Below are 11935 nucleotides of genomic sequence, written 5' to 3'. Positions count from 1 at the left end.
ACCGTTCATGAAGGATTCGAGCTTCACGTTGGGACCCTTTTTCTGGACGGTCACCGAGAGGTGCATCCCGCCGCCGTTATTGTTACTCCGCTTCACCAGCTTTCCGTTTCGATAGATCCGAATATCCATAAATAGACCGTGACGGGTGGTGCAATTCACGCCCGCAACGGCGCTGACGACCTTGGACCCGTTGGGGGAACCAAGTTCGCCTGTTGCTGACCTCACCTGCAGGTGAGGTGTCTCTGCATTGCGGCGCATCGCCGTTTCGATGACCGGCCCATCCGCGACTTCGTTCCGATCTTCGTGGAGCGGGATGCTCGCGAACGGCTGCAGGGCTCGGACATCTGACCGGCGGCCTGCGGGTCGGCTAGTGGAACTGCGGGACGATGAGGTAGATGCCGTACAGCACCATGGCGGCGCAGGCGGTGAGGCACAACACGGCGCCGGTGAGCCCGACGGCGCCGGATTCGCCGCGTTCCTGAGCGGCCAGGCGTGCGGAGCCGGCGAGGATGCCGATGGCGAAGACCGACACCACGGCCACGGTGACGCCCAGGCTCATGACGAGCACCTTGGCCATGGAACCCCAGTTGACGTCCATGTTCACACTCCGGCGGCGGCCGGTTCGGCGTTGACGTTTCCGGCGTGCACGGGTTCGCGGCGGGACGCGGCGTAGATCCCGGCCGCGCAGGCCAGGCCGGCTCCTCCAGCCAGGACGACGCCTGCGGTGCCGGTGGTGGTGACGGCGGCGGCGACGCCCCCGACGGCGGCCGCGGCGGGCAGCGTGAACAGCCAGGCCAGCGCCATCCGGCCCGCCACACTCCAGCTGACCTGCGAGAGTCGGCGGCCGATGCCCGCGCCCATGATGGCGCCGGACGCGACCTGGGTGGTCGACAACGCAAAGCCGAGATGGGACGAGGTGAGGATGACCGTGGTCGCGCTGGTCTCGGCGGCGAATCCCTGCGGGCACTGGATCTCCATCAGCCCCTTGCCGAGGGTGCGGATGATCCGCCAGCCGCCCAGGTAGGTGCCCGCGGCGATGGCCAGGCCCGCCGAGGCGACGACCCAGAACGGCGGGCCCGACCCCGCCGACAGGACGCCCGCGGAGATCAGCGTGAGGGTGATGACGCCCATCGTCTCTGCGCGTCATTGGTGCCGTGGGCCAGCGACACCGCCGAGGCGGAGGCGATCTGCCCCAGCCGGAAGCCGCGGGTCACCGGCTCGTCCCGTCCACGCCGTGTGATCTGGTACGCCAGGTAGGTCGCCGTCATGGCGACCAAACCCGCGATCAGCGGGGACACGATCGCCGGGATCAGCACCTTCTCGAGCACGGTGTCGAAGTGCACGCCGTCGATGCCGGCGCCGACCCAGACGGCGCCGATCAGGCCGCCGAACAGCGCGTGCGAGGAGCTGGACGGCAGCCCCAGCAGCCAGGTGACCAGATTCCACAGGATCGCGCCCACCAGATTCAACGCGCCGGAGATGGCGACCGCGACCTTGGGTTGCAGAGCGCCGGTGGCAATGGACGTGGCCATCGCGTTGGCGGTGTCGTGAAAGCCGTTGGTGAAGTCGAAAGCCAGAGCGGTGATGATGACGACGACCACGAGAAAGGTGACGTTGTCCATGGCGGGCACCCATTCGATGGACTGCGCCGCCGACTCTAGGCCACCGAAATGAACCCCGGTTGAATGCAACCGCCTTCCGCGGCGCGGCACCCGGGTCATATCGCTGTCCACGTCCGGCCACCGAGAACGGAAAGAGTCGTAGCGGCACCGCGCACCTGAGCCACGGGTGAACGATGAGCGCATGTTCGCCAAGGCTTTCGCCAATCGGATCGCCGGCCCAAGTCTGCGGGTTCGTCTCCCGTCGAGCGCGTCGCCGCCGAACTCGCTGGCTGGCCGGGACTGTCGCTGGTGCGCCCCGTCTGCGGCCCAGGTGTGGCCATAGCTTTCGCGGGTTGCCAGATCATGCACCTGCTGGGCGAACATGAGGCCGAGGTGTGCCTGGGAGAGGCGGCCGTCACCCGGCTCGGCGCGGCTTTGGACGACTCGGGCCAGCTCATCGCCACCCCTTCACCGCGCCTCACGGCGGTGTTGTCACGCGAGGAATGGGCGCGGATCCGGGTGGACTGTGACAACGACTTCTCGCTCGTCCTCTCCTTGGCCAGCGTCGCGATCGCCGCCCGCGAGAACGCGCCGACCAGGCTCTGGCGCGGGGCGGTTCCTGTCCACGAGGTCGGCGCCTTGCAGTTCGCCGTTGATCCGGCCGTTCCGGGCATGAGCCCCGTGAAGCTCTTGACTGGCTGCCGAGTCCACTCGCGGACCGGTGGGTTTACCGGCGCTCGGCACGAATCTAGCGCGCGGCCCAAGCGGCACTGTTCCGGCCGCCGGGCCGGACCGCCGGTCATGAGGCCTGCCGGACGTCGACCAGCCGTCCGCGGCGGTGAGGCCTAGAAGATGCGTAGACCGGGCGGTGATCGGCAAGGTTGAGGCGGTCCGGGGTCACCGCCGGGCTCAATGCGGCGGCACCGGCGGCCGACCTCGGCTACCGGCCGGTCGGCGCCGGTTCCAAGATCTCTATTGCCGGTTTGGGCGTCTCGGAAGTGATCGCTGTTTCAGTGGACGTCCACGAAGATGGGGTTGGCGTAGAACCACAGGTCCTCCCAGGGGTCTGCCTTGCCGAGGACGTCCATCACCGGGCCGGCCGGGTCCACGTCCGGTCCGAAGGGGCCTGGTGCGGTGCGCCTGCCGTCGCCGCCCCGGACGCGGAAGTAGCAGGGGCCGTCCACGTCGACGGTGTGGCGGAGCGTCAGCGTGCCGGCCCGCTGGTCCAGATCCCAGCTCTTGACGACTCTGGTCCCGGGCGCGCGCAGCGTGTCCCGGTCGGCGGCGGGGCCGGTCACCGTTCCCATGATGAGGTCCACGCGCGCCAGTTCTGGCAGCAGGCCCGCGTGGTTGGGGGTCTTGGTGAGGGCGATCTCGATGACGACCTCCACCCTGGATCCGCGCCGGGCGGTGAGCTTGCCGCCCATGGGGACACCACGCCCGCCTTTGGCACGCACACGCACGTCGAGACCGCTGATGAGGTCGCCGTGACAGACCCACATCCGCCCGGCCCGCATCGCGTCCATGACCTGCCGGTACCCGTACCCGGTGGCGCCGACCCAGGTCTTGCTGTACGCGCCCGGCGGCAAGGAACTGTAGGCGGTGATCGGCATCCCGGCGTTGACCGGGTCGGGGAAGCGTCCGGTGTTGTTGAACGTGTGCCCCTCGGCGTCGTAGGGCTTGTCGTCATAGCCCTTCTGGTCCAGCGCGTCGACGGGGTTCTTCACCCAGTCGCCGCACGCCTGGTGCCCGTCGGACGTGGCGGTGATCCACCACGGCCTGCCCTCGGCGAGCAGGGAGTCCCACAGGCCGCCGACGGTCGCGGTCATCCAGTCGAAACCGCCGTGAGTGCGGTAGCTCTCGGCCGGATATCCGGGGAAGGAGTAGGTGCCCGGTCCACCGTCGTACAGGCCGCGGGCCCGGCCCATCGCGGGGGCCGGCAGCCCGGCGGCCTGGTGCCCCGGCGCGCCCTCCATGCCGATGACGATCTCGGGCGCGGCGTCCCGCCAGGCGCGGATCTCATGCGGTGAGTCGATGCCCTGGCGGGAGGGATGGTTGGGCAGGACGAGGGCGTCGCCGATCCGCCGCCGCCGCACCGCATCGCGCAAGAACCTCAGGGCCTCGACGGCCAGAGCTTCGTTCTGCGGCGTGCCAGGACGCGCGTCCTTCACCCGGGCGTCGTAGTTGGCGATGAACTCGCGCAGAAAGGCGGCCTCCGACCGGCCCGGGGCGAGCATCAGCGTGGTGTGCTCGGCGCCCGGGATGTTCCACTCCAGCCCCTGGAAGGCGAGCATCCGGTCGCCGTACTCCTCGCGGGCGGCGCGGATGTCGGCGTTGACGCGCTCCACGCTGTGGGTGACGAACGGGACGTTGCCGTGATCGGTGATGGCCAGCCAGGCCAGGCCGTGCGCGAGGCCGCGCCGCACCTGGTCGGCGACGCGGAACATGGCGTCATTGCTGTACTGGCTGTGCAGGTGATGGTCACCGGCGAGCCACAGGTAGCCGCCCCGCCGCCGACCGGGGGCGGAAGCAGAGGCGGCCGCCGCCTCCGGGGCGGCGAGCGCGGCCGAGGCGGCGGCGCCCGCCCCCGCCAGTCCAGCGCCGCGCAGGAAGCCGCGCCGTCCCGTCAGATGGTCGTCGGTCATGAGAGGAGCCCGTTCCGTCGCGCCGAACATCGATCGGATCGAACTCTGGATGAGATAGGAGAATGACTCGTGAACGCTGGGCGTACGCTCCGGCTAGCGCGGCATGAAGATCACACCGAGCTCGCCTCACCTGCTCGATCGTTCCAACCGCCGGTCGACGGGCAGGGCCTCCAGCTCGATCTGAGTTGGCCTGCACACCGCTGACACCGCCTGCGAATCGCTCGAATCGCTCATACCCCTCGCACGCACAAGGGTTCCGCAGGGCTCACATCAGCAACTGCCGAGTGTGTCGACTCCCCTTTGCGGGAGTGGTCGACGAGGCCGGACCTGATGTGCAAACCGGATGTCACTTGCACCCTGAGGTTGGGAGACTTCGCTGGAGTGCCCAGTACCTATGGATATGGGCTGCCGAGACGGCCGGGGTTGGCCGGACGAACGCTTATGACATCGCTAAGCGGCTGGCCCGCCGCGGCCTCATCTCTCTGGTCGAGGAGGACCGGGGGCCGAAGAGTCGCAGCCGCACCATCCTGCGAGCCACCGATCCCCGCCAACTCTTGGACGAGTGGGACCAGCGACGGCAGATCCTGGAGCGACTCGTACCGCAGCTTCGAGCACGCCCTGTTCGAAACGCTGGACTCGCCACAGAATGACCACGGCGCCGGTTGGCCGTCAGCGAAGACGACCTGCGCAGGACACGCCACGCGCCCGCGGGCCAAATGGCGCTAATGGAGACCCTAATTCGCTATTGGCGGGACCGGATTAGGGTTAGGTCGAATTGCTTCCGAGTAACTGTTATTGGCGCATTGGTCAGCGCGTCGTCCTGCACGTACGAGCCTTCGAGCAGTCTCTCCCGCCAGGCGAACGCGAATCGTGGTCCCATGCAGTGAGGTACTACCTCCGTCAACGGTGGGCTCTCGATCGCTTCGCGCGGTCGGTAAACGATCTGGCGGTCATCTACGGGACATTCCTGGCCGGCTCAAGTGCGTCAGTACAGGAGACCGTTGGCTCCTACCTGACCCATAAAGACGACGGCAGCTTGAAGGTGAACCGAGTCGCCTTCCTCGACGCCATCTCCACAGCCATACCGAGCACTCAGCCAGTTTGGCGAGCGCAAGCACGCGCCCTTGCCAAGCGGACGAACGATCCGCTCAAAGCCCGGGCGCATCTCCAGGAACTGGAGCAAAGGTTCGACGTCCTGCTCCAGCGCGCGCTGCGCCAACGCAACGCGGTCGTCCACGGGATACGAACCGTCCCGGGAATCGTGGCCACCGTCGATCCGTTCATCGCCCGGCTGTCCGCCTTCATCATCAACGACGCGATCGAGAGCGTCACCATTCGAGAAGATCTTGGTGAAGTCCTTGAACGCCGCCGCGGTCGTGCCCGCCGCATGCTCTGGCGGCTCGAACAACCCGGCGCGGAAACGGTGAGCGTCCTGTACGGGACGCGACGCTGAAGAGCGCCTCCATATCCCGACGCTCCATGTCTGACCGATAACGGTCGGCCAGGCGATCACAGCGTCCCGGACGAGTTGCCACGATCGGCCAACCCGGAAGCCCCTCTAAGCAGGTTCTCCCTATCGACCAACATTGCGGCTTGGTCGTTCAGGTCGCTGGCGTCGTCCGGTCGCTGTCGGCGGCATGAGCGGACCTCTGTAGACCACCCTTGCGGACAGCGAATGCGGCCGAGTCCTACCATCCGATCGCCACGGTTGTGCGCGAAGCCTCACGTCTGCTCGAGGCCATCCGTCAAGAACGTCTGTCTCTGGACACTGCGGACCAGCAGCACCTCGTGGTCCAGTTCCCTGGCATCAGCGAGATCCGTGTCCATACCGTCGCCGCCGGCGCGCTGCCCATGGCTCTCCTGCGCTCTCAGCTGTCGACACTGGAGGGCCAGATCCGCCTCGAGCAACTTGCCGGCTCCGGCCGCGTATGGAGGGTTGTTGTGCGGTTGGCTCACTATCTTGTGCGGCGCTGGGGCGGGGGAGGGCGCCTGGTTCGCCCTTCCCCCGCGACCCGTTTGAGCCGGCGGCTCCAGGTGGGTCTCAGACGCCCGTGCCGACTGTGGTCAGGTGGCTTTGCCGCGGGTGATGTAGAGGTTCATGTTGGTGAAGTCGAGGGTGATGTTGTAGGGCTTCCAGAAGCAGTGGCCGAAGTAGCCGGTCGCGTCGACCCCGTCCCCGTAGGGCCAGGGCGTGTTGATCTGCCCGTTCTTGTCCGCCGTGCAGTAGATGTCGTTGGCGACGGCGTCGCCGATGCGGATCTCCTTGGGGTAGCAGGGGTAGACGACGGCTTCGTGGCTGTGGCCGAAGGTATCGATCGGGCGGTCGGTGTCGGTGCGGATGCCCAACCGTTTGGCCACCTCCAGGGACGTGCCCACGGCGCTCTCGCCACCGGCTCCGCCGAAGTTCACGCCCATCGCCCGTGGGCCTGAGTCGGCGATGCTGCCGATGCTGCCGATGTTGTGGTCGAGGGACAACCAGATCGGCAGGGGCGTGGTGCCCGCCCGTGCGGCGTCGGCGTGTACCTTCCTGGCCGCCGCGGGGGTCGGGCGGCGCAGGATCAGCGACTGGCCCGCGTAATCGAAGGTGGTCAGCAGGTGGTAGAAGACCCACGTGCCGATCAGGCCGTCGTTGTCAGTGCTGACATCTGCGCCCGACTCCGTCGACGACCAGCCCACGGGGACGTTGCGCAGTTCGAGGTCGCCCAGTTTGAAGGAGTCCAGTACTCCGTAGTACACCCAGATGTCGAGGCCTTCGAAGTCGGTCCTTTCCTTATATACCGGGGTCAGCCCGGCTTCCTTGGCCACCGACGCGCGCACCTGCAGATTCGGGGCACCGGTGTAGAACGCGAACCGCTTCGGCGGTCCGCCGTTGACCGAGGCCTCCACCAGCGGTTCCGGATCCATCGGCTGCCATTCCACTCGGCCGATGTTCCCGTGGATCTGGTATGCCTCGCCACGGATCGCCTCGAACCATCGGGCGTAGCCTTCCTCGCCGCCCGCTCGCCAGCGGGGTGCGGCGAGAGCGTACTTGTCCTGCCGGATGTAGCAGTCGCCCAGGTAGCAGTTGGTTTCCTTGTCGTCGGGTGCCAGTTTGAGGGCCATGTTGAGGTACTTCTCGGCGTCGGGGAACTTGTTGGCCAGTAGCCCGACATAGCCGCGCCGGCGCGCCGCGTGCAGGTTTGTGGGATCCTTCTTCAGGATCTCCTCGTACGCTCGGCCGGCCTGCTCGAACTTCCCGGCCCTGTACAACGCGTCCGCGTCACTGCCGTCGGCGTACGCCTTGCCCGCCTTGCCCAGCAGTGGTGCGGCCGCGGCGGCACCGGCCACCACGGCCGCTCCCTTCAACAGGGAACGCCGGTTCCATTCTCCGTGATCAGGCATAGGCTCCTCCTTCTCGTGACGGGGTCAGCCGGTGTAGGTCGGGGTCCCCGGGATGGCCTTGCCGGGCGGCGCGGCGGCCGGCGGCCGGCCGGGGTTCGACGAGTTGCCGGGGTTGGACGGCTTGCCGCCGGGGTGGCCCGGGGGCAACTGGCCGGGCGCGGCGGGCGGGTTGGCCGACGCGGAGGTGGCGGCGGACTCGGTGGCGGCCTCGGCGGCGGCCAGACCGGTGCCGGCCAGGCCGATGCCCAGCGCGGCGGCCGGGACGAGGGACGTCAAGCGCATTGATGTTCCTTTCGGTGGTGTTTCATTTCTTGACGACGACAGGCGTGCCGATCGCCAGGTTCTTGGCCATCCAGGTGATGTCGTCGTTGCTGACCCGCACGCAGCCGTGGCTGGCCATGCCGCCCAGCGCCGACGCCTTGTTCGTGCCGTGCACGGCGAGCTGCCCGGGGCCGCCGGCGAAGGTCTTCAGCGTCGGCGAGAAGCCGCTCAGTCCGAAGGCGTACGTGCCGTAGGCGCCATCGGGGTTCGGCGGTTCGACCAGCTCGGTGAAATAGAAGCGACCGGCCGGGGTGGGGGTGCCGCCCTCGCCGGTGGCGACCTTCCCGGTGCGCAGCACCTTGGCACCGTCGAAGACGGTGAATGCGAACGCCTTCGGGTCGATCTCCAACCGGCGCGTCGTCGACGACAGGGTGACGTCGGAGGCCTTGACCCAGCCGGTGCTGCCGTTGGGCCGGATCGGCAGCAGCACCTTCAGCCAGTCGCCCTCTTCGGCATCGACGAGGAGGACCCGGGTGGCGCCCATCTCGTTAGGGCTGGACAGCGCCTTCCAGACCGCGCCGTCGCCCTTCCGCTTGTGCACGGCGATCCGGCTGCCGCGTACGGTCGCTATCTCCGCATCGCCCTGCCGCTGCCGGGCTGCGGCGGCCGTCAGGCGGTCGGTCTTGGGCGGGCCGTTCCCGGATTCGCCGTCGTTCGACGAGCCGCAGCCGGCCAGCCCGGCGATCAGGCCGGCGGCGAGCACGGCGCCGGTGTGAACCTTGATCTGGCGCATGCCGCGAGATGCTCGCCGAGAAAAGTGAAGAACCTGTGTGGCCGATGTGATGATCTCGTGGTGCCGGTCACAAGGCTTTCTCGAGGTCTCAAGACGGTTGGCTCCGACGCCATCGCCAACTATCGGAGCCTGGCCACCAACCATGTCATCGCGCTCGTTGGGACGGCGAACCGCAGGGAGCTGGTGGCAGACGATGTGGACGACTGGCTTGAGGTTGTCGCCGAAGGTCTGTCCAGCCGGTCTGTCCGGCTCGTGCACGGCGTCCTCAAGCGGACCATCCGGCACGCACAAGCGCGCAACCGCGTTCTGCGCAACGTCGCTGAACTGGTTGACACGCCCCAGGGGAGAAGCCGGGCCGGCCCAGCAAAGCCCTGACGTTCGATCAAGCGATGGCTGTCCTTGCGCAGGCCGAATCGTCCCAGCTTCATGCCTACGTCGTCGTCAGTCTCCTGACCGGCATCCGCACAGAGGAAGCGCGCGAGCTTCGTTGGGATCACGTGGTGGCGTTCGTGAACGACGAGACTGGTTGGCGACCGGTCACCGAGGTGGGCTTCGACCATGACCGTTTCGCCGTCTACGTCTGGCGTTCGGTACTCCCCAATCGAGCTGTGGACGCCCTTCGCCAACACCACCAGCGCCAAACCGCCTGAGGCCTGGAAGTACAGCGATTTCGTCTTCCGCACGTCCACTGGAGGCGAGCTTGACGCCGCCAACGTGCGCCGGGCTCTCCGGTTGATCACCAAACGGGCGGGTCTTGGGGAGCACTGGACTCCCCGGGAGCTGCGTCACTCGTTCGTGTCGATCATGAGCGACCGGGACGTACCGATCGAGAACAGCGCTGATCTGTGCGGGCACCCATCTCCAGCCGTCACCGGGCGGATCTACCGGCATCAGCTCAAGCCGGTGACAACCAAGGGCGCCGGAGTCATGAATGCCGTGTTCGGCGATTCTGGATCGACCTGAGTCTGCGGGCGGTGTCTACCGTTTTGGCTACCGGGACCATTTGAAGATCGAAAAAGGGGCCTCGGAGAATCTCCGAAACCCCTTCTGACCCGGCTGTTCGCCTGGTCGGGACGGCGGGATTTGAACCCACGACCCCTTGACCCCCAGTGGATTACGAACGTTCACATTGCCCTGGACTAACTTCGTGGTTCTGTGAGAAAATGCAGGTCAGAAGCCTAGCCTGTGTGGTGCAGGGTCATTCCGGATCCCACTACATACGGTGGAGTCCACTAACGAGCCACTAACAAACGATCACTCCAGGGAGCGACGTTGGGATACTCGTTCAAGCGCCTGGACCGCCACGGCAAGCCGCGCTATACCGCCTGCTACGAAGACCTGAAGGGGAAGGTCGCATCGGCGGGCACCTACTCCTCCAAGAAGGAGGCCGACAAAGCTTGGCAGCGAGCCGAGGGTGAGGTCGGGCGGGGTCGCGACGTGAACCTCAAGCGCGGACGGCAGACCTTCAAGAAGTACGTCGAGGAGACCTGGCTCCCCAACCACGAGGTCGAGCCCACCACTATGCAGAGCTACCACTACTCGATCTACAAGCACGTCATGCCGGAGTTCGGCGGCATGCGGATGATGGACATCCTGCCCGAGCACGTCCGTGCGTGGATCAAGAAGCTGAAGAAGAACGGTGTCTCAGCCGCGACCATTCGTTACAACAAGGTCGTCCTCAGCGCGATCTTCACAACAGCCCTCAACGACCAGGTCGCCTACATCCATCCCTGCAAGGGTGTCCGTGCCCCCACCGTCCCGCAGAAGCCCCTCGAGATCATCAGTCCCGAGCAGTTCGACGACCTGTACCGGTCCCTGCCCGACGCTGACTCCCAACTGCTGGTCGAGACCGCGATCGAGGCCGGCTTGCGCTGGGGAGAACTCACCGAACTCCGCGTTTGCGACCTCAAGACCCGCTCACGCATCCTGACTGTCAGCCGCGCCGTCGTCGAGGTTAACCCGAAGTTCCACCCCGACGGCAAACGCTTCCTGGTCAAGGAGTACCCCAAGGACAAGGAGTGGCGGCGTCTCAAACTCAGCGAGCAGATCGTCGACAAGCTGGAAGACCACATCGAAGTCGAGAAGCTCGGTCGCGACGATCTCCTCTTCGTCTACCAGCCCGACACCATGACCGATCGCACACCGCCTTCGGCCCTGGACCCCGACTCACTTGGCTGGACTGAAGAGAACACCAAAGGGCACCGATACCGTCACGGCACGCTCAGCGCCTACAACGCAGCAAAGTGCCGCTGTGATCACTGCAAACGCGCCTTCGCTGAATACCGCGCCCGCCGCCGCGCCGCAGGTAAGGACAATCCTCGTCAGCCACGCCGTCGCGAGACCGACGGCCACATCCCCGCCAACTGGTTCCGCAACCAGGTCTGGAAACCCGCGCTTCATAACGCCGACCTCGACAGCAAGATCCGCATCCACGACCTGCGCCACGCTCATGCGTCATGGCTCCTAGCGGGCGGAGCAGACCTCCAGGTCGTCAAGGAACGCCTCGGCCACGGCTCGATCGCGACCACCGAGCGCTACCTTCACACCCTCGACGACGCCGACGACACAGCCCTAGCGGCCTTCGACAAGATCCGCAGCCGCCGCCGAATCGACATCTGAGTCACGCACGATTCGAAGGCAGCCGCAGGATTCGGCTCGATTCACCCTCGTAACGGGAAGGTCGCCGGTCCAAGCCCGGCCGAGAGCTTTCATGCAACCAGCTCATAGCCTCAACAGAGGTCATTATGGCCGATTCCTGATCGTCTGCTATCAGGTGTCATCAGAACCCGTTACGGCCCAGTGACGTAAAGACGGCCCTGTGTTCTTTCCAGTCACTGCAGGGCCCAGCCGGGAGATTCTGGCGCGATGCTGATGGTGTGCAGCTCCGCGTCGCGGGGTGCGTGCTGAGGTGTTCGTGCCAGTTGGGACAGGGCTCTCGCGGGAGCATGTCCATGCGACGTCATCTTGATCTACGATGTAAAGGTGGCTTGTGGAGACGTACACTCAGATCCACACCGTCAGCACCTAGCCGCAACGCGGCGTAGGTGCCTGCCCCTGTTCGCGCCCAAGTCTTCCGGCATCGATTTGAAGCGCGAGCCACAGGCGTGTTCGGATCTGGCTGGGACGAGGTGTGCGGCGCGCCGTCTGGGTGCAGGTGCGGTCAACTTAAGCGGCCTCGGCTTATCGCCGACTTTGTTGCGGTTGCTCGGGTTGAGGTGCTGGGGGCCAATATCTCTCCGCCGACGAGCCGCTTG

At 66.5% G+C, this 11935-nt stretch carries 11 protein-coding genes and 1 pseudogene; 6 read left to right on the top strand and 6 right to left on the bottom strand.

From position 1 onward, the window contains the following. The first annotated feature begins 231 nt into the window (after nt 1-231). On the top strand, nt 232-348 hold the full coding sequence (locus ACGFNU_RS47685; protein ID WP_392603387.1) for a three-helix bundle dimerization domain-containing protein: 117 nt from the start codon (nt 232-234) through the stop codon (nt 346-348). A 19-nt stretch (nt 349-367) separates the two neighbouring features. On the opposite strand, the gene ACGFNU_RS47680 is transcribed toward ACGFNU_RS47685, so the two are convergent. Both ACGFNU_RS47680 and ACGFNU_RS47675 read right to left on the bottom strand, forming a co-directional pair. Beyond that, on the bottom strand, nt 368-598 hold the full coding sequence (locus ACGFNU_RS47680) for a hypothetical protein (protein ID WP_392603386.1): 231 nt from the start codon (nt 596-598) through the stop codon (nt 368-370). A gap of 2 nt (nt 599-600) precedes the next feature. Further along, nucleotides 601-1532: pseudogene (locus tag ACGFNU_RS47675) on the bottom strand (anion permease). Nucleotides 1533-1910: 378 nt separating this feature from the next. Between ACGFNU_RS47675 and ACGFNU_RS47670 the strand changes: the two are divergent. Beyond that, nucleotides 1911-2450 carry a hypothetical protein gene (locus tag ACGFNU_RS47670; protein WP_392603385.1) on the top strand — a complete coding sequence of 180 codons (540 nt, stop codon included), beginning with the start codon at nt 1911-1913 and terminating at the stop codon, nt 2448-2450. A 161-nt stretch (nt 2451-2611) separates the two neighbouring features. Here ACGFNU_RS47670 and ACGFNU_RS47665 read toward each other — a convergent pair whose 3' ends face one another. Further along, the gene (locus ACGFNU_RS47665; protein ID WP_392603384.1) at nt 2612-4246 is read right to left on the bottom strand and encodes a PHP domain-containing protein; all 1635 of its coding nucleotides are present in this window, start codon (nt 4244-4246) and stop codon (nt 2612-2614) included. Between the two features lie 883 nt (nt 4247-5129). Here ACGFNU_RS47665 and ACGFNU_RS47660 point away from each other — a divergent pair. Continuing rightward, a complete protein-coding gene (locus ACGFNU_RS47660; RefSeq protein ID WP_392603383.1) occupies nt 5130-5699 on the top strand; it encodes a hypothetical protein in 570 nt (189 codons plus the stop codon). 611 nt (nt 5700-6310) lie between these two features. Here the strand turns inward: ACGFNU_RS47660 and ACGFNU_RS47655 are convergent. Genes ACGFNU_RS47655 through ACGFNU_RS47645 form a run of 3 tightly spaced genes read right to left on the bottom strand, consistent with a single transcriptional unit; the run spans nt 6311 to nt 8681 of the window. Further along, the gene (locus tag ACGFNU_RS47655; RefSeq protein WP_392603382.1) at nt 6311-7627 is read right to left on the bottom strand and encodes a tetratricopeptide repeat protein; all 1317 of its coding nucleotides are present in this window, start codon (nt 7625-7627) and stop codon (nt 6311-6313) included. A 24-nt stretch (nt 7628-7651) separates the two neighbouring features. Then, nucleotides 7652-7909 (bottom strand): hypothetical protein, encoded by a 258-nt coding sequence (locus ACGFNU_RS47650; protein ID WP_392603381.1) that lies wholly within the window; start codon nt 7907-7909, stop codon nt 7652-7654. 22 nt (nt 7910-7931) lie between these two features. Continuing rightward, complete coding sequence (locus ACGFNU_RS47645) at nt 7932-8681, bottom strand: L,D-transpeptidase (protein ID WP_392603380.1); 750 nt, start codon at nt 8679-8681, stop codon at nt 7932-7934. Here ACGFNU_RS47645 and ACGFNU_RS47640 point away from each other — a divergent pair. The 3 genes from ACGFNU_RS47640 (at nt 8661) to ACGFNU_RS47630 (ending at nt 11300) form a co-directional block, all read left to right on the top strand. Continuing rightward, nucleotides 8661-9056 carry a hypothetical protein gene (locus ACGFNU_RS47640; RefSeq protein WP_392603379.1) on the top strand — a complete coding sequence of 132 codons (396 nt, stop codon included), beginning with the start codon at nt 8661-8663 and terminating at the stop codon, nt 9054-9056. The genes ACGFNU_RS47645 and ACGFNU_RS47640 overlap by 21 nt on opposite strands. Before the next feature lie 183 nt (nt 9057-9239). After that, nucleotides 9240-9644, top strand: coding sequence for a tyrosine-type recombinase/integrase (locus ACGFNU_RS47635; protein WP_392603378.1), 405 nt, complete (start codon nt 9240-9242; stop codon nt 9642-9644). Nucleotides 9645-9953: 309 nt separating this feature from the next. Continuing rightward, nucleotides 9954-11300 (top strand): tyrosine-type recombinase/integrase, encoded by a 1347-nt coding sequence (locus tag ACGFNU_RS47630; RefSeq protein WP_392603377.1) that lies wholly within the window; start codon nt 9954-9956, stop codon nt 11298-11300. The last annotated feature ends 635 nt before the right edge of the window (nt 11301-11935 follow it).

Source organism: Spirillospora sp. NPDC048911 (assembly GCF_043198015.1).
Classification (GTDB): Bacteria; Actinomycetota; Actinomycetes; order Streptosporangiales; family Streptosporangiaceae; genus Spirillospora.
This window is presented reverse-complemented; position numbering and strand designations above follow the sequence as displayed.